Raw genomic sequence first — 20,844 nt, 5'->3', positions numbered from 1 at the left:
GCCCGGACGCCCCGGCGCGGCGCGGGAGCGGGAGTGGTGCGCGGGAGGCGGGCGGGGCGCTCGCGGGGGCCGGGGAGACGTGGGCGGGGCCGGCCCCGCACGGAGCGCTCGGCGAGGCCCGGCGGTAGGCGGTCGGGCCCGTACCGCTGTCCAAAAAGCCCCTGCACGACTCTGTTCCCGGTGCTTACTCCTCAGTACATTGACGGCATGTCTAATACGCAGCCTGCACCGGTGGCGTCGGAGCACGTCGAGCTCAAGGCGCGCAAGGTCGCCTTCGACTGGCAGGAGACCCCGCTCCACTGGGTCCCCGGCGACCCCTTCACCACGCACACGATCAACGTGCTGCACCTGCTCCTCCCGGCCGGGGAGCGGTGGTTCGTGCACGTCTACCAGCAGGCGCTGCCGTACATCACCGACGACCGGCTGCGCGAGGACGTCATCGGCTTCATCGGGCAGGAGGCCGTGCACTCGCAGGCGCACGACGACGTGCTGCCGCACCTGCGCCGGCAGGGGCTCGACCCGACGCCGTACACCGCGCAGGTCGACTGGTTCTTCGAGAAGCTGCTCGGCGACCGGACGCTGCCGCCGGGCCGGGCCCGCCGCTGGTGGCTGATGGAGCGGGTCGCGCTGATCGCCGCGATCGAGCACTACACCGCCTTCCTCGGCGACTGGGTGCTCAACGCCGACGAGCTGGACCGGCGGGGCGCCGACCCGATGATGATGGACCTGCTGCGCTGGCACGGCGCCGAGGAGGTCGAGCACCGGGCGGTCGCCTTCGACCTCTTCATGCACCTCGACGGCGGCTACCGGCGCCGCGCCCGCACCTGGGCGCTCGCCTTCTCCGCACTCGTCTTCCTCTGGCAGCGCGGGGTCCGCTTCTTCATGGAGAACGACCCCGCCCTGCTCGACCCGAAGGTCGCCTGGGCCGACTTCTACCGCAAGGGCCGCGAGGGCGTGCTGCCGTCCACCCCGGCCATGCTGCGCTCGATCCCCCGCTACCTGAGCCGCGCCTACCACCCCTCCCAGGAGGGTGACACCGCGCAGGCCGTCGCCTACCTCGCCTCCTCCCCCGGCGCCAACGGAGGCCGCTGATGCCCCGGTTCACCACCGTCGCCCTCGTCGCCGGCGCCGCGCTCCTCGTCCGCCGGGCGGTCCGCTCCCGGATGACGACCGCCCCGCTGTGGCCGATGCCGTCCCTGGAGACGCCGGTCTCCGGGTACGGGCGCGGGGCGACCGTCCCGCGCCGGGTGCTCGTCACCGGCCGGGCCGTCCCCGCCGAGGGCGTCGTCGAACTGCGCCTGGAGGGCGAGCGGCTGCCGTCGTGGGAGCCCGGCGCCCACGTCGACGTCGTCCTTCCCTCGGGGCAGGTCCGGCAGTACTCGCTCTGCGGCGACCCGGCCCAGGCGGACGTCTACCGGATCGCGACCCGGCTCATCGACGAGGAGCAGGGCGGCCGGGGCGGCTCGCGCGAGGTGCACGAACAGCTCCACGAGGGCGCCGAGATCGAGATCCGGGGGCCGCGCAACCGCTTCCCGCTGGTCGACTCCCCCGCGTACGTCTTCGTCGCCGGCGGCATCGGGATCACCCCGATCCTGCCGATGGCCAGGGCCGCGGAGGCGGCGGGCGCCGACTGGCGCCTCGTCTACTGCGGACGGTCCCGCGCCACCATGCCGTACCTGGCGGAACTGGTCCGGCTCGGCGGCGAGCGAAGCGAGATGGGGGTCCCCCCGGCCGAAGGCCGGGGGAGGGTGACGGTCGTCGCGGAGGACGAGGACGGGTATCCGGACCTGTCCTTCCTGGCCCAGGCGCCGGCCGAGACGCAGGTCTACTGCTGCGGCCCCGACGGGCTCATGGACGCCGTCTCCGCCGCGCTGCCGGAGGGCCGCACGCCGCGCCTGGAGCGCTTCTCCGCGCTCGCCCCGGCCGACGGCACCCCCTTCGAGGTCGAACTCCGGCGCTCCGGGCGGACGGTGGCCGTCGCCGCCGACCAGTCGGTGCTCGCGGCCGTACGGGAGGAGGTGCCAGGCCTCATGTACTCCTGCACCCAGGGCTTCTGCGGCACCTGCCGGCAGACCGTCCTGGAGGGCGAGGTCGACCACCGGGACGAGCTGCTCACCGACGCGGAGCGGGCGGACTCGATGCTGGTCTGCGTCTCGCGCTGCGCCGGGAAGAAGCTCGTCCTCGACCTCTAGGACGTCAGGGCAGGATCAGCCAGTCGCAGGCGAGGGCGGCCGCGAGGCCGCCCACGAGCAGCCAGGTGCCGAGCCGGGTACGGCCGTTGCGGGCCAGCTCGATGACGATCCCGCAGAGGATCATCGCGAGGCCGTAGACGCCGACGACCAGCACGGAGGTCCGGCTCGCGAGGCGGACCACCAGGATCACGCCCATCGCCACCAGCAGCACCGAGGCGGCCGCCACGCGCAGCCGCCTCGCCTGCTTGGGGGTCATGCCCGCGCCGGACCGCTCGCCGTCGTCCTCCGGCGCGTCCTCGTGCGCGTCCTCCGCCGCGTCCTCCGCCGCGTCCTCGTGCGCGTCCTCCTCCGACTCCTGTTCCTCCGGCGCCTCGTCGGGCTCGTCCGGCTCGTCCGGCGCGGAGGTCTCGGGGTTCTCGGCGGCCGGGGTTTCCTGGTCGGAAGCTGTCATGGACGAGGAGCGTAACGGACCCCGATAGGCTGTTCGTATGACGACCGGTGTGCGGCGCAGGATGGGCGTCGAGGAGCGCAAGCAGCAGCTGATCGGGGTGGCCCTCGAACTCTTCAGCAGCCGCTCCCCCGACGAGGTCTCCATCGACGAGATCGCCGCCGCCGCGGGCATCTCCCGGCCGCTGGTCTACCACTACTTCCCCGGCAAGCAGAGCCTGTACGAGGCGGCGCTGCGGCGCGCGGCCGACGAGCTCGCGGCCCGCTTCCTGGAGCCGCCGCAGGGCCCGCTGGGAGCGCGGCTGCTGCGGGTGATGGGCCGCTTCTTCGACTTCGTCGACGACCACGGCCCGGGTTTCGCGGCGCTGATGCGGGGCGGTCCCGCGGTGGGTTCGTCGACGACCAACGCGATGATCGACGAGGTGCGGCAGGCCGCGTACGAGCAGATCGTGGCCCATCTCGGGGTGGCGGACCCGTCCCCGCGGCTCGAACTGGTCGTGCGCTCCTGGGTGTCGCTCGCGGAGTCGACGGCGCTGCTGTGGCTGGACGGGCGGCGGGTGCCGCGCGCGGAGCTGGAGCGGAAGCTGGTGCACGACTTCGCGGCGCTGACGGCGGTGAGCGCCGTCCACGACGAGCAGACGGCGGAGGTGCTGACGGCGGTCCTGGCCCAGGAACCGCCGGACGGCCCGTTCGCCGAGCTGGTGGGCCGGCTGCTCACCCTGGCGCCGGCCCCCCTGCCCGTCGTGCCGGATCAGGCCTTGCGGTAGGCGTTCTCGAGGTCGCGGACCTCGACGGCGAGGCGTACTCCGTCGGCTCCCTTGAGGTGCCGGGCCAGGAGGGCGAGCACGGCCTGCGCGAGGTGGGTCTTGAGCGCGTCGGTCCGCCCGAAGGCCAGGGCGATCTCGATGTGGACCAGGGCGGCGTCGGTGGCGCCGTCGCCGACGACGGTCTCCGCGACCTCGCGGAAGCGGGTCTTGCAGTTGCCGACGGAGGTGCGGACGGTCTCCGCCACGAGGCCGTGGAGGTCGAGCGCGAAGGCCCGCCGGTCGAAGGGGACGGAATGGTCGACGGTGATCTGCGGCATGACGGCCTCTCGTGCGGGTCCTGGGTGTCCGGCCCCAGCCTCACGACGAAGGTCCCGGCCGCACAAGGACGGCCGGGACCTTCGCGACGACTTGGTCAGGTCGTGGCGGCCTTGAAGACGGCGACCGTGCGGGCCGGGACCGTGAAGGTGCCCGAACCGGCCTCGTACGAGGCGGACCTGGTCACGGCGTCGGAGCCGTTCGCCTGGACCGGGTGCAGGCCGTAGGCCGTGCCGGCCAGGGCGGCGACCGTCTGCGCCCGCTCGTCCGGGGTCGCGTTGAAGACGACGACGAGGTCACCGAGGCGCATGGTGATGACGCCGGGGGTCTCCTCGGTGCCGGAGAGCGGGAAGGAGAGCCGTTCCTGCACCTGTCCGGCCGTGGCCAGGGAGAAGCCGGGCTCGGTGGCGCGGATCCGCTGGAGGTCCCGGTAGGCGGCGGAGGCGCCGTCGATCTCCTCGCAGCCGACGGTCAGGTTCGGGTTCGTGAGAAGCGGCTTGCCGTAGCCCCACTTGGCCTTGTTGTCGGCGGCCGGCGGGAGGCCGATGCCGAAGCCGTTGCCGTCGCGGCAGTCCCAGTGGATCGAGTTGAACCAGTCGCCGCTGTCGTACGAGTTGCGGTCGAGGGACTTGGAGCGGAGCAGGTCGGTGCCGGCCTGGGAGAGCGCCGGGCCCTGGGAGAGGGTGGCGGTGGCCATGGCGAGGACCTGCATGCGGGCCCGGTCGGCCGCGGAGGTGCCGGCCGGCAGCTTGAAGGCGAGGGCGTCGTAGAGGGTCTCGTTGTCGTGGGCGTCGGCGTAGGCGAGGGCGTCGCCGGGGACGGCCGCGTAGCCGGCCGGGGCGCCGTTGTAGTCGACCTCGGAGCCCTTGACCGTGCGCCCGGAGGTGTCGGTGAAGGAGTAGGACGCGAGGTTGCCGCTGAGGCCGACCTTGATGAGGTCCTGGTAGTGCAGGAGGCGGGCCTTCTGCTGCTCCGGGGTGCCGTTGGCGGTGGAGGCGTTGGGGTCGGTGTAGAGGCCGGAGGCGAAGCCCTGGACGCCGGGGTCCTCGTCGAAGGGGCCGCCGCCGCGGACGGCGTCGCGGGCCCGGTCGGAGAAGGTGGCGACGCCGGTGCCGGCCATGTTCTTCTGGGTGGCCTGGACGAAGCGGGCGTCGTCGGCGATCTCGCCGAAGTTCCAGCCCTCGCCGTAGAGGACGATCGCCTTGCCGTCGACGCCGTCCTTCTCGACGGTCAGGGCGTCGAGCGCCTCGCGGACGGCGAGGATGTTCTCCTTGGGGTGGTGGCCCATGAGGTCGAAGCGGAAGCCGTCGACCTTGTACTGCCTGGCCCAGGTGACGACCGAGTCCACGACGAGCTTGCCCATCATGGCGTTCTCGGGCGCGGTGTTGGCGCAGCAGGTGGAGGTGGCGACGGTGCCGTCGGCCTGGAGGCGCTGGTAGTAGCCGGGGACGATCCTGTCGAGGACGGACTTGTCGGACTGTCCGGCGGCGACGGTGTGGTTGTAGACGACGTCCATGACGGTGCGCAGGCCCTGGCCGTTGAGCGCCTGGACCATCTGCCGGAACTCGACCGTGCGGCGGGTGCCGTCCGGGTCGGTGGAGTAGGAGCCCTCGGGGACCGTGTAGTGCAGGGGGTCGTAGCCCCAGTTGTACGCGTCCTTCGCGGCGGCCTCGGCGACGCAGGCCTGCTGCTCCTCGGAGTCGGGGGCGTAGACCTTCAGGTCGCAGGCGGGTTCGGCCTGGCCGGACTTCTTCTCGGGGATGGTGCCGATGTCGAAGGCCGGGAGGAGGTGGACGTAGTTGGTGCCGGAGTCGGCGAGGGCCTTGAGGTGCCGCGAGCCCTTGCTGTCCTTGTCGGTGAAGGCGAGGAAGGTGCCGCGGTGGTCGGCCTTCGCGGTGGGGTCGGCGATCGAGAAGTCGCGGACGTGGAGTTCCTGGATGCGGGCGTCGCGCAGCGGCACGGCGGCCGGCTTCCGCAGGCTCTTCCAGCCGGCCGGGGCGAGCTTCGGGTCGGCGAGGTCGACGACGAGGCTGCGGGCGGAGTCGGCGGTGAGGGCGGTCGCGTACGGGTCGGTGACGCGGTTCTCGACGAGCTTGCCGACGGTGGGCGCCCAGACCTTCACGACGTACCGGTAGGGCTTGCCGGTCCAGGACCGGTCGCCGGTGACGGACCAGACGCCGGTGGTGTCGTCGCGCCGCATGCGGACGGTCCTGCCGTCGAGTTCGAGGGCGACGGACTGGGCGGTCGGGGCCCACACGGAGAGGGTCGGCCGGCCGGCCCGGAAGACCGGGCCGAGCGCCCGGGAGGTGGCCTTCGCCGCGTACAGGTCGTCGAGGACGCCGGCGGTCTGCACGCCGGTGGCGGCGAGCAGGGCGCCGTTGGCCGCGCGCTGGGTGGCGATCAGCTGGCCGCGCAGGGAGGAGCGGACGCGGTCGGCGTCGCGCGGGTCGACGGTGAAGGCCGGATAGTCCTTGAGGTGCGGGAACTTCGCCTTCTGGGCGTCGGTGAGGCTGCCCGCGTTCAGCCGGAGCCACTGGCCCTCGCTGCTGAGGGCGCCGTCGGTGACGGCGATGCCGCCGTCGGGGGCGTACACCAGCTGCTGGCTGGTGGAGTCGTTCGCCTTCACCTTCCAGACGACGGTGTTCCGGTCGATCCACTGGGCCTCGGCCTTGCCGAGGTCGAGGGCGGGCGCGCCGCCGCTGGTCGGCAGGAGGTGCTTGGGCTGCCCGGCGAGGAGCCAGACCTGGTGGCCGGTGGCGGCGAGGTCGAGGGACTGGTCGGTGGGGAGGTCCTTCTCGTCGCCCTTGTGGAGGATGTACGAGAGGGAGGTGGCGCCCTCGGCGAGCGGCACCTCGTACACGGCGCCGTAGGCGTCGACGCGGGTGGGCAGGAGGGGCTTGGACCAGTCGGTGGGCTGGGCGGCGCCGGTCCACAGGTGGAGGCCCCAGCCGTCGTAGTTCCCGTCCGGGCGCTGGTAGTGGATGACGGCCTTGGTCTTGTCCGGGGCGGTGGGGGCCGGGTCGGTGTCGGACTGGCCGTCCTGGCCCTGGGTGATCCAGACCTCGCCGGTGCGGCCGAGCTGGACGGTGCGCTGGGGGCCGTCGGCGGCGCCGTCCTTCTCCACGGTGTAGGCGACGGAGGAGGCGCCCTCGGGGACCTTGACCCAGGCGAAGGCGCCGTGGGCGTCGCGGCCGGTGAAGGCGGCCTGCTGTCCGGCGGCGTTCAGGGTCCAGCCGTCGTAGTCGCCGTCCTCGCGCTGGTAGTGGACGATCGCGTAGGGGCGTTCGACGGCGACGGGCTTCTCGGGGGCCGGGGGCGCGCCCGCGGTGGTCGCGGCGGTGGCGCTCGCGGTGTGTCCGGCGGCGTCGACGACGACGGCCTTGTAGCGGAGCGGGGTGCCGGCGGGGGCGGTCACGTGCTGGGTGACCTTGTAGGGGGCGTGGTCGGCGGTGCCGAGGGTCTGCCAGCGGCCGTTGCCGACCTGGGCGGCGAAGACGACCCGGCTGAGGGCGTCGCCGGTGACGTCGGCGGTGAGCTCGACGGTGCCGGTGGAGCCGGCGGCGGGGGCCTTCAGGGCGACGGACGGCTTCCCGGTGACGGCCGGGAGGGGCCGGTCGGCCCGGAGGACGAGGGTGGAGAGGGCGGGGACGGTGACGGTGACCTTGCCGTCCTTCGCGGTGACGGCGCCCTGGCCGCCGTACAGGGTGCGGAAGGAGGCGGAGTCGACGGGGAGGGTGACGGTCTTCGGCTCGGTGGCGCTGTTGGCGGCGACCAGGTACTCGACGCGCTGCTTCGCGTCGGTGCGGGAGGCGGCGTAGACGGAGTCCTGGGCGTAGCGCTCCTGCTGGACGCCGTCGCGGAGGGCGGGGTGTTCGCGGGTGAGCTTCGACAGGGCGGCGATCGACCGGTAGAGCGGGTGGCCGGTGTCGTAGGCGTCGGTGTCGTGGCCGCGGTCGGTGCCGAGCCGGTCGTCGTCGAGGTAGTCGGCGACCCGGGTGGCGAAGAGGGGCTGGCGGGCGTCCTTGTCGCCGCCGGCGCCGGTGAAGCCCTGCTCGTCGCCCGAGTAGACCACCGGGTTGCCGCGGGAGAGGAACATCAGTTCGTTGGCGAGGGTGGCGCGGCGGACGAGTTCGGCGTCGGAGGCGTTCGGGTTGTCCTGCTTCAGGAAGGTGCCGAAGCGGCCCATGTCGTGGTTGCCGAGGAAGGTGACCTGCTCGTAGGCGTTGGCCTTGTCGGTGGTGTACCGGTAGTCCTCGGCGAAGACCTTGGCGAGGCGGTCGGCGCCGGAGCCCTGGGAGGCGAAGGCGCGGGCGGCGTCCTGGAAGGGGAAGTCGAGGGTGGCGTCGAGCCGGCCGCGGGTGACGTAGGGGGCGGTGACGGCGGTGTCGGCGGAGTAGACCTCGCCGAACATGAAGAAGTCCTCGCGGCCCCGCTTCTTGGCGTAGGCGTCGAGGGCGGTGGCCCACTGGGTCCAGAAGTCGAGGTCGACGTGCTTGACGGTGTCGATGCGGAAGCCGTCGATGTCGAAGTCGCGGACCCAGGTCTCGTAGATCCTCCGCATGCCCTCGACGACCTCGGGGCGCTCGGTCCACAGGTCGTCGAGGCCGACGAAGTCGCCGTACTCGGCGGACTCGCCCTGCCAGGTCGAGTCGCCGCGGTTGTGGTACATCGTGGGGTCGTTGAGCCAGGCGGGGACCTTGTCGCCGCCGCGCGCGACGGGGGTGTACGGGAAGGAGTCGGCGTCGACCCCGCCGATCGCGGTGCGGTCGTCGAAGGGGCGGCCGTCCTTGTCGAGGTACGGGTAGGCGCCCTTGGGGCGGTAGCCGTACTTCTTCTCGGCGTAGTCGACGGTGTCGGCGGTGTGGTTGGTGATGACGTCGAAGAAGACCTTCATGCCCTTGGCGTGGGCGGCCGCGATGAGCTTCTTGAGGTCGTCGTTGGTGCCGAAGTGCGGGTCGACCTGGGTGAAGTCGGTGATCCAGTAGCCGTGGTAGCCGGCGCTGGCGTCCTTGCCCTCGCCCTGCACGGGCCGGTTCTTGAAGATCGGCGCCATCCAGATGGCGGTGGTGCCGAGGCCCTTGATGTAGTCCAGGCGCTGTGTGAGCCCCTTGAGGTCGCCGCCCTGGTAGAAGCCCTTGTCGGTCGGGTCGAAGCCGGTGGCGGTACGGCTGCCGGTGAGGCCGCCCTTGTCGTTGGAGGTGTCGCCGTTGGCGAACCGGTCGGGCAGCACGAAGTAGAACTGCTCGCGGGTGAGGTCCTGGCGGGCCGGTTCGGCGGCGAGGGTCCGGTCGGAGGGCGGGGCCGGCGGGCGGGGCGCCGCGGTCGCGGGCAGGGCCGGGACGAGGGCGGCGACGAGGGCGGCGGCGAGCGCCACGGCCGTTCGCTTGGGTATCACGGGGGCTCCCTGGAGGTACGGGAAGAGGGGGCCGCCCCGGTCGGGGCGGCCCTGCGGAGGGAGGGGGCTCAGCTGCGGAAGGTGTCGTTCAGGACGATCTGGCCGGAGGCGGGGACGGTCGCGGTGCGGTTGGCACCGGACTCCCAGGTGACGTTCCCGGCCGCGTCCTTGCGGACGTACTTGTACTCGAAGACCGTTCCGGCGGGCAGGTTCACCGTCAGCTTCCACACGGGGTAGGTGGCGGGGTCGAGCTTGGGGGCGGCGGCCGGGGCCCAGTTGCCGAGCTCGGCGCGGTTGCCGACGACGTGGATGTTCTGGCCGGGCACGGTGGTGGCGGTGACGTTGAAGGAGGCGCCCGCGGTGGCCGGCGGGGTGGTCGGCGGGGTCGTCGGGGTGGTGCCCGAGCCGCAGTTCACGGCCCCGGTGTGCAGGGCGAGGGCGGTGTTCGCGGCGAGGGTGGCCGTGAACCGGCCGGAGGCGTCGACCGTGACGGCCGTGTTCGACTGCACGTCGCAGTAGGTGCCGGCCGGGAGGGAGCTCTGGAAGGTGCGGGTCAGGGCGGAGGACTCGTGGTTGAGGGCCACGTACGCCTTGGAGCCGCGGCCGAACGCGATCGCGTTGTTGCCGTTGTCCCACCAGTTCGTGACGGCCTCGCCGCGGGCGGTGTTGCGGAAGGCGACCATGGAGGAGATCTCGCGCCAGGCGTGCTGGCACTTCCAGCCGTCGGTGTAACAGGCGTTCACCTGGCCGCCGTTGGGCGGTCCGGCGTCCTTGTCGGTCCACTCGTAGCCGGAGTGGACGTCCGGGGAGCCGTAGGGCCAGGCCAGCATGAAGACGGAGGCGAGGGTGTAGTTCGCGCCGTCCTTGTAGGTGAGGGTGTCGCCGCCGCGCTCGGTGTCGTGGTTGTCGACGAAGACGCCGGACTGGCCGGAGGGCATGTGGCCCCAGGCCTCGCCGAAGTTCTTCAGGTAGGCGAGCTTCTCGTTCTGCAGGACGCGCTTGAGGTCGCGGGCGTAGCGGAACTCCTGGACGTCGCCGCTGCCGAGGTACTCGCTCGGGGAGACGGCCTCGCCGGCGCCGTGGATGGCCTCCAGCTTCCAGTAGACGGAAGGATTCGTCAGCTTGGCCTTGATGGCCGCGAGGTCGGCGGCCGGCATGTGCTTGGCGGCGTCGACGCGGAAGCCGTCGACGCCCAGCGAGAGCAGGTCGTTGAGGTAGCCGGCGATCTTCCCGCGGACGTACTCCTCGCCCGTGTCGAGGTCGGGGAGGCCGACGAGCTCGCAGTTCTGGACGTTGGCCCGGTCCTGGTAGTTCGAGATGGTGGCCCGGCAGTCGTCCATGTCGGCGCCGGAGTAGAGGCCCGGGTAGTCGTACTTGGAGAACGGGGTCCCGCCCGTTCCCGTGCCGGAGCCGTTGGCCATGTGGTTGATGACCGAGTCCGCGACCACCTTCACACCGGCGGCGTGGCAGGTGTTCACCATGTTCGCGAAGGCGGCGCGGTCCCCGAGCCGGCCGGCGATCTTGTAGCTGACGGGCTGGTACGAGGTCCACCACTGGCTGCCCTGGAGGTGCTCCTGGGGCGGGGAGACCTGGACGTAGCCGTAACCGGCGGGGCCGAGGCGGTCGGTGCACTCCCGGGCCACCGAGGCGAAGTTCCACTCGAACATCACCGCGGTGACGTCCTTGGTTCCCGGCGGGGTGGCCTGGGCCGGGGCGTTCGCCGTGACGGCCGCAGCGGCTCCCGCCACGAGGGCGAGTGCAGCGGCCACGGTCTTTCTTGCCATGCTTCCTCCTGGACGACGTCCCTGTCGTGTCGAGAGCTGTTCGCAAGAAGTTGCCGAAACTCTCAGCAACTGTTTTCAGCCGCGACCGTAGGGGCGTACAGGCGTGCGGTCAATACTTCACGCACGCCCATCGCAAGGGATTGCGCAAGGAGTTACGGCGCCGCGTGCGGCGGCTGCGCGGTGGACCCGCGCACGACCAGCTCCGGCTGGAAGACGAACTCGGTGCGCTGCACCGGATTGCCCTCGATCTCCTCCAGGAGCGCGCCGACCGCCGCCGTCGCCATGGCCTGCACGGGCTGGCGCACGGTGGTCAGCGGCGGGTCGGTGAAGGCGATCAGCGGGGAGTCGTCGAAACCGACGACGGAGACGTCCCGGGGCACGTCGAGGCCCCGGGCGCGGGCCGCCCGGACGACGCCGAGCGCCATCAGGTCGGAGCCGCAGACGATGCCCGTGCACCCCTCGTCGAGCAGGATCTCGGCGGCGGCGTGCCCGCCCTCGACGCCGAACAGGGTGGGCCGCACGAAGCGTTCGGCCTCCGCCCGCTCCACACCGAGGGACTCGTACAGCTCGGCGGCGAAGCCCTCCGCCTTGCGGCGCGAGGGCACGTAGCGGGTGGGGCCGATGGCGAGGCCGATCCGCTCGTGCCCCAGCTCGGCCAGGTGGCGCACGGCCATCCGGGCCGCGGCCCGGTCGTCCGGGGAGACGAAGGTGGCGTCGATCCGCTCGTGGTAGCCGTTGATGAGGACGTACGGCACGCCCCGCTCGGTCAGCCGGCCGTAGCGCGCCGGGTCGGCGGTGGCGTCCGCGTGCAGCCCGGAGAGGAAGACGATGCCGGCCACCCCGCGCTCGACGAGCTGGTCGACCAGCTCGTCCTCGGTGGCGCCGCCGGGCATCTGGGTGCAGAGGACCGGCGTGTACCCGTGCCCGGCCAGGACCTGCTCGACGACCTGCGCGAAGGCCGGGAAGATCGGGTTGGTCAGCTCGGGCACGACGAGCCCGACGAGGCCCGCGCTGCGGCGTTTGAGCCGTACGGGGCGCTCGTAGCCGAGCACGTCGAGCGCCGCGAGCACCTTGTGCCGGGTCGCGCCGGCCACCCCCGCCTTGCCGTTGAGGACCCGGCTGACGGTGGCCTCGCTGACCCCGGACTGGGCCGCGATGTCCGCGAGCCGCGGGGCACCGTTGCCGGTGCCCCGCGGCGGGGGGATCGTCACACCGCCCACCAGACGGTGGTGTCGGCCGGCACCTCTGCGGCGTCGTCGACGATCCTGATGTCCTCGTTGGAGAGGAGATACCGGCCGGGCAGCGGGACGGTGATGGCCCGGCCGGTGGTGTTGGCGGTGCAGACGAAGCCGTCGCGGCGGAAGGAGAGCACACCCTCGGGTGCCTCCAGCCACTGCACGTCCTCGCCCGCACCGAGTTCGGGGCGCTCGCGGCGCACGGCGAGCGCGCTGCGGTACAGCTCCAGGGTGGAGCCGGGGTCGCCGGTCTGCGCCTCGACGCTCAGGCTCCCCCAGGTCGCCGGCTGCGGCAGCCAGGAGCCGCCTCCGCCGAAGCCGTACGAGGAGCCCTCGACGGTCCACGGGATCGGCACCCGGCAGCCGTCGCGGTAGCCGTCCTGGCCGCTGGCGCGGAAGAAGGACGGGTCCTGGCGCACCTCGTCGGGCAGGTCGGTGACGTCCGGCAGGCCGAGCTCCTCGCCCTGGTAGACGTAGGCGGAGCCGGGCAGCGCCAGCATCAGCAGGGTCGCGGCGCGGGCCCGGCGCAGGCCGAGCTCGCGGTCGCCGGGGGTGCGCAGCTGGGTGCCGAGGCCCGCCGGGTTGGCGAAGCGGGTGGCGTGCCGGGTGACGTCGTGGTTGGACAGCACCCAGGTGGTGGGCGCGCCGACCGGGCGCATCGCGGCGAGCGAGGCGTCGATGACGGTACGGAGCTCGGTCGCGTCCCAGTGGGTGCCCAGGTACTGGAAGTTGAACGCCTGGTGCATCTCGTCGGGGCGCACGTAGTTGGCGGTGCGCTCGACGGTCGGGGTCCAGGCCTCGGCGACGAGCACGCGCTGCCCGTCGTACTCGGCGAGGATCTGCCGCCAGGAGCGGTAGATCTCGTGGACGCCCTCCTGGTCGAAGAAGGGCATGACGTCGTTGCCGAGCAGCTTCAGCTGGTCGTGGGCGCCGATGTCGGGCAGGCCGGCGGCCTTGACCAGGCCGTGGGCGACGTCGACGCGGAAGCCGTCGACGCCCATGTCGAGCCAGAAGCGCAGGATCGAGCGGAACTCGTCGCGGACGGCCGGGTGCTCCCAGTTGAAGTCCGGCTGCTCGGGCGCGAAGAGGTGCAGGTACCACTCTCCGTCCCCGACCCGGGTCCAGGCGGGGCCGCCGAAGATGGACTCCCAGTCGTTGGGCGGGAGTTCGCCGTTCTCGCCCTTGCCGGGGCGGAAGTGGTAGCGCTCGCGCAGCGGGGAGCCGGGGCCCTCCCGGAGGGCGCGCTGGAACCACTCGTGCTGGTCGGAGGAGTGGTTGGGGACCAGGTCGACGATGATGCGCAGGCCCAGGTCGTGGGCCTCGCGGATCAGGGCGTCGGCGTCGAGCAGCGAGCCGAACATCGGGTCGATGGCCCGGTAGTCGGCGACGTCGTAGCCGGCGTCGGCCTGCGGGGAGGCGTAGAAGGGGGAGAGCCACACGGCGTCGACGCCGAGCTCCTTGAGGTACGGCAGCCGGCTGCGGATGCCCTCCAGGTCGCCCATGCCGTCGCCGTTGCCGTCGGCGAAGCTGCGCGGGTAGACCTGGTAGATCACCGCGTCTCTCCACCAGCCGGTGTCGGTGCCGGTGGTGGGGGCGTCGGCGGCGGCGGTGGCGAGGTGCTGGGTCATGTCTTCCCTGGGAGGTAAGGAGGGGCGTACGGGATCGGCGTTCAGAGCCGTCAGCCCTTGACGGCACCGGCGGACATGCCGGTGACGAGGTGGCGCTGGGCGAAGAGGAACACCAGGGCCGCGGGGATGGCGATGAGGACGGAGGCCGCCGTCATCGGACCCCACTGGGCCCCGTACTGGTTGACGAACTTCTGCAGACCGCCGGCGAGCGTCAGGTTCTCGTCGCCGACCATGAAGGCGGAGGCGTAGGCGACCTCGCCCCAGGCGGTGATGAAGGAGTAGAAGGCGGTCACCGCGATGCCCGGCTTGGCGAGCGGCAGGATCAGCCGCCAGAAGGTGCCGAAGGGGGTGAGCCCGTCGACGTACCCCGACTCGTCGATCTCGCGCGGGATGCCGTCGAAGAAGCCCTTCATCATCCAGGCGCAGAACGGGACGGCGATGGTCAGGTAGGTGATGACCAGGCCGGCCGACTGGTTGAGCAGCCCCAGCGACGCCATGATGTTGTAGATCGGCACGATGAGGACGGCGACCGGGAACATCTGCGTGATGAGCAGGGTCCACATCAGGCCGCGCTTGCCGGGGAAGCGGAAGCGGCTGACGGCGTAGCCGGTGGTGGCGGAGATGAAGACGCCGACGACCGTGGTGAGTCCGGCGACGAGGAGCGAGTTCCCGAACCAGGTGAGGAACGGGGTGTCCCTCAGCAGGTTCGTGTAGTTCTCGAACGTCGTCTCCTTGAAGAAGTCCGTGGTGGTGGCGTACTTCGCGGGCTTGAGCGAGGTCAGCAGGACCCACAGCACCGGGAAGACGGCGACGACGGAGGCGACGATCAGGGTGAGGTGCAGCGCCACCGAGGCGAGCGGCGAACGGCGGCCGCGGATCGGGGCGTTCATGGCCGGGGCGGGCGCGGCCGGGGCCGCGGCGTGCCGGGCCGTGGGGGTCGTGGTGGTCACCAGACTTCTCCCTGCTTGCGGAGGACGCGCTGGTAGATCGCGGCGAAGATCATCAGGAGCACCAGGATGAGGACGCCCCACGTGGACGACTGGGCGAAGTCGCGCGGGCTGATCTCGAAGGAGAACTTGTACGCCTGGGTGACGAGGATCTGGGTGGCCTCGCCGGGTCCGCCCCGGGTGAGCAGGAAGATCACCGGGAACATGTTGAAGGTCCAGATGGTGGAGAGCAGCAGCACCGTGGTGGAGACGGAGCGCAGCCCCGGCATGGTGATGTTGCGGAAGCGCTGCCAGGCGTTGGCGCCGTCCATCTCGGCGGCCTCGTAGAGCTCGCCGGGGATGGACTGGAGACCGCCGAGGAGGGCCACCATCATGAAGGGGACGCCGAGCCAGACGTTGACGGCGATGACCGCGAACTTGGCCATCAGCGGGTCGTTCAGCCACGGGACGGCGTCGAGGCCGACGCCGGAGAGGATCTGGTTGAGCAGGCCGCGGCGCTCGTCGTAGAGGAAGCGCCAGGCGAAGACGGAGACGAAGCCGGGGACCGCCCAGGGCAGGATGATCATCATCCGGTAGGCGGAGCGGCCGGCGATCTTCCGGTTGAGGATGTTGGCGAGGGCCAGGCCGAGGACGAAGGTGATCGCCACGCAGGACACGGTCCAGACGACCGTCCAGCCGAGGGTGCCGAGGAACTGGCTGCCGGTGATCGCGTCGGTGTAGTTCTCCAGGCCGATGAACTCGTAGGTGGCCGGGATCTCGTTGACGCCGATCGTCCGCGCGACGTTGCGCTCGTTGGCGTCGGTGAACGACAGGTAGATGCCACGGACCAGCGGATAACCGATGATCACGCCGATCACGATCACCACCGGGGCGACCATCGCCCAGGCGTACCAGTGGGTGGCGAGGGAGCGCTTCGCCGCCCGTCGCGGGGTACCAGTTCCGCGGCTCCGGCCGCGGGCGACGTGCTCGCCCGCGGCCTTCGCCACCGACTGGCTGGGAGTGTCCACAGCCATCAGTCGGCCTGCCTTCCTTCTTACTTCCAGTCCTTCAGGAGCTTGCGGTAGGCGTCGCCGACGGCCTTGGCGCCGGCCTCCGGGGTGGTCTGGCCGGTGAGGACCTTGGTGTACTCGACCTTGACCGGCTCGAAGAGGCTGCCGCCCTCGGGGATCCACGGGCGCTCGACGGCCTTCTCGACGACCGGCTTGAAGAACGCGATCATCTCGTTCTGGGCCACGTCCTTCTCCAGGTAGGAGGACTGGCGGGTCGGGAGGAGGCTGAGCTCCTTGGCGACCTTGGCCTGGCTCTCGGCCGAGGTCATGTACTCGGCGAAGGCGTAGGAGGCGTCGAGGTTCTTGGAGCCGGCGTAGACGGCGAGGTTGTGGCCGCCCTGCGGGGCGCCCTGGCCGGCGGAGCCCGCCGGGACGGGGGCGATGCCGAGGTTCGCCTTGTCGGCGAACTCCTTGCCCGCGTAGGTGTCGGCGACGGCCCACGGGCCGTTGATCATCATGGCGACCTTGCCGTCCTTGAAGGCGGCCTGCATGTTGTCCCAGCCATTGGTCGCGTCGGTGATCGCGGCCTTGGAGTCGACGAGGTCCTTGACCGTCTTGAACGCGCTGACGCCGGCCGGGGCGTCGAAGGTGACCTTCTTGTTGGCGGCGTCGACCATGTCGCCGCCCTCGCCGTACAGGAAGGAGAGGAACCAGTACGGGTCGTCGCCGCGGAGGTACAGGCCGGTCTTGCCGGTCTTCTCCTTGATCGCGGCGGAGACCGTCTTCAGCTCGGCGATGCTCTTCGGGACCTCGACGCCGGCCTCCTTGAGGATCTTCTTGTTGTAGAAGATGCCCATGGAGTCGATGACCTGCGGCACGGCGTAGGTCTTGCCGTTGTACTTGGTGGAGGCGGCGGCCTGCTCCAGGAAGTCGTCCTGGTCCTTCAGCGCGGCGGTGCCGTCCAGCGGGGCGAGGTAGCCGAGGTCGGCGAACTCGGGGGTCCAGGCGACCTCGGAGCGGATCACGTCGGGGGCGCCGGAGCCGGACTGCGCGGCGTTCTTGAACTTGTTCTGGGCCTCACCGAAGGGCACGTTCACGTACTTGACGGTGACCTTGGGGTGCTTCTTGGTGAAGTCCTCGGCCAGCTTCTTGAAGACCTTGTCCTCGGAGCCGACCGTGGAGGTGTCCCACCACGTCACGGTGCCGGAGAGCTCGCCCGAGCCCTTCGAGCCGCCGTTGGAACCGCTGTCGCTCCCGCCGCACGCCGCCAGGGTGACGCCCAGGGCCGCGACCAGCGCGGTGGCCGCTATGCCACGCCGCATGTGAACTCCTTCAACATGATCCCGGGGAGACGAGGGGCTGGAACCTTCCTCATTGCGACCGCTCCCTCGCGGCGCTCCGGGTTGCCAGGAACGTAACAGGGATGAAAACGAGTCGAAAGACCTTGCGTGAAATTTCTGCAAGGACCGGGGATCGTTACATCGGCGTGTCCCGAAGGTTGCCGTAGGGCCGCTTGACAGCGGCGCGGAGGGACTCCTTCCGCCCCTTCGCCCGTTTTGTGCCGCGCGAAGGAGGCTTCCGCCGAGTACGGAACGGTGCGTTCCGCCTCAACCACCCCCCGTATCCCACCGCAAGAACTGCAAGACCTTGCGGGCGGCCTTGCATCCCGCGGCCACCGCCCCACTGGTGGGCAATACGCGCTGTGACCGGTACAGTCCACTCTCATGACCGCGCGGCTTGCCGACATCGCAGCCCAGGCGGGGGTCAGTGAAGCCACAGTCAGCCGCGTGCTCAACGGCAAGCCCGGTGTGGCCACCGCCACCCGCGAATCCGTCCTTGCCGCGCTCGACGTGCTCGGCTACGAGCGACCGGTACGGCTGCGCCAGCGCAGCGCCGGCCTCGTCGGGCTGATCACCCCCGAACTGGACAACCCCATCTTCCCGGCGCTCGCGCAGGTCATCGGGCAGGCCCTGACCCGCCAGGGCTACACCCCGGTGCTCGCCACCCAGACCCCCGGCGGGTCCACCGAGGACGAGCTCACCGACATGCTGGTCGAGCGCGGGGTCGCCGGCATCATCTTCGTCTCCGGGCTGCACGCGGACACCACCGCGGACACCTCCCGCTACGACCAGCTGCGCGGCAAGGGCGTCCCGTACGTCCTCATCAACGGCTTCTCCCCCAAGGTGCAGGCGCCCTTCGTCTCCCCCGACGACCGGGCGGCGATGCAGCTGGCGGTCACCCACCTCGCCGCCCTCGGCCACACCCGGATCGGGCTCGCCGTCGGACCGAAGCGCTTCGTGCCGGTGCTCCGCAAGATAGAGGGCTTCCAGAAGGGGATGCGGGACCGCCTCGGTCTCGCCCCGGAGGAGTCCGAGGAACTGATCCAGCACTCCCTGTACACGCTCGAAGGCGGCCAGGCGGCCACGGCGGCCCTGATCGCCAAGGGGTGCACGGCGGTGGTCTGCGCCTCCGACATGATGGCGCTCGGCGCCATCCGCGCCGCCCGCCAGCAGGGGCTGCACGTGCCGCGGGACGTCTCCGTCGTCGGCTTCGACGACTCCCCGCTCATAGCCTTCACCGATCCGCCCCTCACCACCATCCGGCAGCCGGTGCAGGCGATGGGGCAGGCGGCGGTCCGCGCCCTCCTGGAGGAGGTCGGCGGCACCCCGGCCCCGCACTCGGAGTTCGTCTTCATGCCGGAGCTGGTCGTCCGCGGTTCCACCGCCTCGGCGCCGCCGGCCCCCCAGGACCTGCCTCGTACCTGAGAGGGAGAGGGTGCGCCGCACACCCGACCGAGGGATGATCGGTCGGGGGGCGTGGATCTGGCAAACTCTCTGCCTATGGGTGAAACGACCGTGAAGAGTTTGGACGACCGGACGACCCCGTCGTCACCCATCGTGGCCGACGGGCGGTGGGCGTGGCTGCGTGCGCGCACGCCCCGGCGTCCCCGCATCTGGTTCGAGCTGCTGCTGATCGGCCTCAGCTACTGGGTGTACTCGCTGATCCGCAACGCGGTGCCGGAGCAGAAGGCCGAGGCGCTGAAGAACGCGGACTGGATCTGGCGGACCGAGGAGTCCCTCGGCCTCGCCTTCGAGCACGCCGTCAACCACGCGGTGAACTCGGTGACGTGGCTCATCGTGACGATGAACTACTACTACGCGACGCTGCACTTCATCGTCACCATCGGTGTGCTCGTGTGGCTGTACCGATGGCAGCCGGGCCGTTACGCGGCGTTCCGCACCGTCCTGTTCGCCACCACCGCCGTGGCCCTGGTCGGCTACTACCTGTACCCGCTCGCGCCGCCGCGGCTGATGGAGAGCAAGGACTTCATCGACACGGTCCTGGTGCACCACACCTGGGGCTCGATGGCCTCGGGCGACCTCAAGCACATGTCGAACCAGTACGCGGCGATGCCGTCGATGCACATCGGCTGGTCGCTGTGGTGCGGGCTGACCATCTTCTTCCTGGCGAAGGCGCCGTGGGCCCGGATCCTGGGCCTGCTCTACCCGGCCGCCACGCTGGTCGTGATCGTCGCGACCGCCAACCACTTCTGGCTGGACGCCGTCGGCGGCATGATCTGCCTCGCCTTCGGCTTCCTCGTCGCCTACTTCTGGTACGGCACCTGGCCTCACCGCCTCTCGAAGCAGGTGGAACCGATGCTCGCCGTCGCCCCCGAGGCGTCCGCCCCGGCGCCGGAGAAGCCCGCGGAGCAGGCGGACCAGGAGGAGCCGGTCGGCTCCGGCAGATGATCCGCCGCCGCCCCTGAGCAGGACCGAGGCCCCCGCCGTTCTCTTCGGCGGGGGCCTCGGCGCTGCCCGGTCCTTCAGGCGGTGGCCTCCGCCGGGACCGCGTCCCCGACCCGCTGCCGGGCCAGGGGGCGGCGGCGGGAGGGCAGGCCGCCCGTCGGGTTGGCGACGCCCCAGGCGGCGCCCTTGCAGATGATCTCCTTGTAGAGGACGGCGGTGCGGCCGGTGAGGGCCTTCTCCTTGGCCCGGTCGTCGGCGGTGACGAACTGGATCAGCCCGTCCTTGCGGCCGAGCGAGACGCACTGCTGGAAGTAGCGGATGGAGACCGTGGGCACCTTGACGCCGGCGAGCCGGGCGGCGAGGGCGTCGGCCGCCTGCCAGGCCATCGGGACACCCGAGGCGCAGGACATCCGCAGCGGCTTGTCGTCCGGGCCCAGGGCGAGGGCGGAGTCGCCGACCGCGTAGACGTCCGGGTGGGAGACCGAGCGCATGGTCGCGTCGACCATGATCCGGCCGTCCTCGGCCAGCTCCAGGCCGGTGGCCCCGGCGATCGGGTGGACGGCGAAGCCGGTGGTCCAGACGGTGACGTCGGCCGGGATGGCGGTGCCGTCGGCGGCGGTCACCCGGTCCGCGGTCACGGCGGCGACCGCCGTGTGCTCGTGGACGGTGATGCCGAGCCGCTTCGCGGCCTTCCACAGGTGGCCGCGGCCCTTCTCGGAGAGCCAGTCGCCGAGCGCGCCGCGGGCGACCAGCGCCACGTCGAGGTCGGGGCGGGCCTCGGCGATCTCGGTCGCGGCCTCCAGGCCGGTCAGTCCGCCGCCGACCACCACCACGGGCCGTCCGGCCTCCAGCGCGGCGAGCCGCTCGCGGAGCCGGAGGGCGCCGGGGCGGGAGGCGAGCTCGTGCGCGTGGTCGGCGACGCCGGGGACCCCGCCGTGGTTCCAGCCGCTGCCCAGGGCGTAGACGAGGCTGTCGTAGCCGAGCTCCTCGCGCCCCGCGGCGCCGTCCACCCGGACCGTCCTGCGGTCGACGTCGACGGCGGCGACCTTGCCGAGCCTCAGCTCGACGCCGGTGCCGGCGAACATCTCGGCGAAGGGGCGGGGGGTGAGGTCCTGGCCGGCCGCGAGCTGGTGGAGGCGGACCCGCTCGACGAAGTCGGGCTCGGCGTTGACGAGGGTGATGGTGACGTCCTCGCGGCGCAGCCGGCGGGCGAGGCGGCCGGCGGTGACGGCTCCGGTGTAGCCGGCTCCGAGGACGACGATGCGGTGCTGCATGACCGGGCTCCTGTCTGGGCGGGGTCCGCGCCGTTTCTCCGGCGTGGTTGCGCACCTTGAACCGGGCGGCCCCGCGTTTCCTGACAGGATTCGAATGTGACCTGGGTCACACCGAACGAAGAGGG

Annotated in this window: 15 protein-coding genes; 5 read left to right on the top strand and 10 right to left on the bottom strand. The window is 71.6% G+C overall.

Going from position 1 to position 20,844, the window contains the following annotated elements; translation table 11 throughout:
- The first annotated feature begins 207 nt into the window (after nucleotides 1-207).
- Together AB0E19_RS05935 and AB0E19_RS05930 are read left to right on the top strand one after the other, a co-directional pair.
- Nucleotides 208-1,092 (top strand): metal-dependent hydrolase, encoded by an 885-nt coding sequence (locus AB0E19_RS05935; RefSeq protein WP_360600166.1) that lies wholly within the window; start codon nucleotides 208-210, stop codon nucleotides 1,090-1,092.
- Complete coding sequence (locus tag AB0E19_RS05930; protein WP_362173947.1) at nucleotides 1,092-2,192, top strand: PDR/VanB family oxidoreductase; 1,101 nt, start codon at nucleotides 1,092-1,094, stop codon at nucleotides 2,190-2,192. Before AB0E19_RS05935 ends, AB0E19_RS05930 begins: the two co-directional genes overlap by 1 nt.
- A gap of 4 nt (nucleotides 2,193-2,196) precedes the next feature.
- On the opposite strand, the gene AB0E19_RS05925 is transcribed toward AB0E19_RS05930, so the two are convergent.
- Nucleotides 2,197-2,643 (bottom strand): hypothetical protein, encoded by a 447-nt coding sequence (locus AB0E19_RS05925; RefSeq protein ID WP_362173944.1) that lies wholly within the window; start codon nucleotides 2,641-2,643, stop codon nucleotides 2,197-2,199.
- A gap of 37 nt (nucleotides 2,644-2,680) precedes the next feature.
- On the opposite strand from AB0E19_RS05925, the gene AB0E19_RS05920 reads away from it, so the two are divergent.
- Nucleotides 2,681-3,406 carry a TetR/AcrR family transcriptional regulator gene (locus AB0E19_RS05920; protein WP_362173941.1) on the top strand — a complete coding sequence of 242 codons (726 nt, stop codon included), beginning with the start codon at nucleotides 2,681-2,683 and terminating at the stop codon, nucleotides 3,404-3,406.
- Here the strand turns inward: AB0E19_RS05920 and AB0E19_RS05915 are convergent.
- The 8 genes from AB0E19_RS05915 to AB0E19_RS05880 form a co-directional block, all read right to left on the bottom strand.
- Nucleotides 3,391-3,723: an isomerase gene (locus tag AB0E19_RS05915; RefSeq protein ID WP_362173938.1), complete on the bottom strand. Its 333-nt coding sequence runs from the start codon at nucleotides 3,721-3,723 to the stop codon at nucleotides 3,391-3,393. The genes AB0E19_RS05920 and AB0E19_RS05915 overlap by 16 nt on opposite strands.
- Nucleotides 3,724-3,818: 95 nt before the next feature.
- Nucleotides 3,819-9,116 carry a pullulanase-type alpha-1,6-glucosidase gene (gene pulA / locus AB0E19_RS05910; protein ID WP_362173935.1) on the bottom strand — a complete coding sequence of 1,766 codons (5,298 nt, stop codon included), beginning with the start codon at nucleotides 9,114-9,116 and terminating at the stop codon, nucleotides 3,819-3,821.
- 68 nt (nucleotides 9,117-9,184) lie between these two features.
- Entirely contained in the window at nucleotides 9,185-10,900 is a 1,716-nt protein-coding gene (locus AB0E19_RS05905) for a carbohydrate-binding module family 20 domain-containing protein (RefSeq protein ID WP_362173932.1), read from the bottom strand.
- Between the two features lie 152 nt (nucleotides 10,901-11,052).
- Nucleotides 11,053-12,120 (bottom strand): LacI family DNA-binding transcriptional regulator, encoded by a 1,068-nt coding sequence (locus AB0E19_RS05900; protein WP_362173929.1) that lies wholly within the window; start codon nucleotides 12,118-12,120, stop codon nucleotides 11,053-11,055.
- Nucleotides 12,108-13,763 (bottom strand): alpha-amylase family glycosyl hydrolase, encoded by a 1,656-nt coding sequence (locus AB0E19_RS05895; protein WP_362173926.1) that lies wholly within the window; start codon nucleotides 13,761-13,763, stop codon nucleotides 12,108-12,110. The genes AB0E19_RS05900 and AB0E19_RS05895 overlap by 13 nt, the downstream gene beginning before the upstream one ends.
- 50 nt (nucleotides 13,764-13,813) lie before the next feature.
- Nucleotides 13,814-14,653 (bottom strand): carbohydrate ABC transporter permease, encoded by an 840-nt coding sequence (locus AB0E19_RS05890; RefSeq protein ID WP_169086291.1) that lies wholly within the window; start codon nucleotides 14,651-14,653, stop codon nucleotides 13,814-13,816.
- Nucleotides 14,654-14,709: 56 nt separating this feature from the next.
- Nucleotides 14,710-15,723, bottom strand: a complete 1,014-nt coding sequence (locus tag AB0E19_RS05885; protein ID WP_362173923.1) for a sugar ABC transporter permease — start codon at nucleotides 15,721-15,723, stop codon at nucleotides 14,710-14,712.
- 20 nt (nucleotides 15,724-15,743) lie between these two features.
- Nucleotides 15,744-17,021, bottom strand: a complete 1,278-nt coding sequence (locus AB0E19_RS05880; RefSeq protein WP_362173920.1) for an extracellular solute-binding protein — start codon at nucleotides 17,019-17,021, stop codon at nucleotides 15,744-15,746.
- Nucleotides 17,022-17,423: 402 nt separating this feature from the next.
- Here AB0E19_RS05880 and AB0E19_RS05875 point away from each other — a divergent pair, with 402 nt between their 5' ends.
- Both AB0E19_RS05875 and AB0E19_RS05870 read left to right on the top strand, forming a co-directional pair.
- Entirely contained in the window at nucleotides 17,424-18,464 is a 1,041-nt protein-coding gene (locus AB0E19_RS05875; protein WP_362173917.1) for a LacI family DNA-binding transcriptional regulator, read from the top strand.
- Nucleotides 18,465-18,539: 75 nt separating this feature from the next.
- Complete coding sequence (locus tag AB0E19_RS05870; protein ID WP_362173914.1) at nucleotides 18,540-19,448, top strand: phosphatase PAP2 family protein; 909 nt, start codon at nucleotides 18,540-18,542, stop codon at nucleotides 19,446-19,448.
- Nucleotides 19,449-19,522: 74 nt separating this feature from the next.
- On the opposite strand, the gene AB0E19_RS05865 is transcribed toward AB0E19_RS05870, so the two are convergent.
- The gene (locus tag AB0E19_RS05865) at nucleotides 19,523-20,719 is read right to left on the bottom strand and encodes an FAD-dependent oxidoreductase (protein ID WP_362173910.1); all 1,197 of its coding nucleotides are present in this window, start codon (nucleotides 20,717-20,719) and stop codon (nucleotides 19,523-19,525) included.
- Nucleotides 20,720-20,844: the final 125 nt, after the last annotated feature.

Origin of the sequence: Streptomyces sp. NPDC047974 (assembly GCF_040653375.1) — a bacterium.
Lineage (GTDB): Bacteria > Actinomycetota > Actinomycetes > Streptomycetales > Streptomycetaceae > Streptomyces.
The sequence above is the reverse complement of the archived record's forward strand: the minus strand, read 5'-3'. Positions and strand labels throughout refer to the sequence as shown.

Excerpts from the sequence above, each read along its gene's own strand:
- AB0E19_RS05875 (WP_362173917.1), top strand. The coding sequence starts at position 17,424 with ATGACCGCGCGGCTTGCCGACATCGCAGCCCAGGCGGGGGTCAGTGAA.
- AB0E19_RS05930 (WP_362173947.1), top strand. The coding sequence starts at position 1,092 with ATGCCCCGGTTCACCACCGTCGCCCTCGTCGCCGGCGCCGCGCTCCTC.
- AB0E19_RS05925 (WP_362173944.1), bottom strand. The coding sequence starts at position 2,643 with ATGACAGCTTCCGACCAGGAAACCCCGGCCGCCGAGAACCCCGAGACC.
- AB0E19_RS05905 (WP_362173932.1), bottom strand. The coding sequence starts at position 10,900 with ATGGCAAGAAAGACCGTGGCCGCTGCACTCGCCCTCGTGGCGGGAGCC.
- AB0E19_RS05890 (WP_169086291.1), bottom strand. The coding sequence starts at position 14,653 with ATGAACGCCCCGATCCGCGGCCGCCGTTCGCCGCTCGCCTCGGTGGCG.
- AB0E19_RS05885 (WP_362173923.1), bottom strand. The coding sequence starts at position 15,723 with ATGGCTGTGGACACTCCCAGCCAGTCGGTGGCGAAGGCCGCGGGCGAG.
- AB0E19_RS05920 (WP_362173941.1), top strand. The coding sequence starts at position 2,681 with ATGACGACCGGTGTGCGGCGCAGGATGGGCGTCGAGGAGCGCAAGCAG.
- AB0E19_RS05895 (WP_362173926.1), bottom strand. The coding sequence starts at position 13,763 with ATGACCCAGCACCTCGCCACCGCCGCCGCCGACGCCCCCACCACCGGC.
- AB0E19_RS05935 (WP_360600166.1), top strand. The coding sequence starts at position 208 with ATGTCTAATACGCAGCCTGCACCGGTGGCGTCGGAGCACGTCGAGCTC.
- AB0E19_RS05870 (WP_362173914.1), top strand. The coding sequence starts at position 18,540 with ATGGGTGAAACGACCGTGAAGAGTTTGGACGACCGGACGACCCCGTCG.
- AB0E19_RS05880 (WP_362173920.1), bottom strand. The coding sequence starts at position 17,021 with ATGCGGCGTGGCATAGCGGCCACCGCGCTGGTCGCGGCCCTGGGCGTC.
- AB0E19_RS05865 (WP_362173910.1), bottom strand. The coding sequence starts at position 20,719 with ATGCAGCACCGCATCGTCGTCCTCGGAGCCGGCTACACCGGAGCCGTC.
- AB0E19_RS05915 (WP_362173938.1), bottom strand. The coding sequence starts at position 3,723 with ATGCCGCAGATCACCGTCGACCATTCCGTCCCCTTCGACCGGCGGGCC.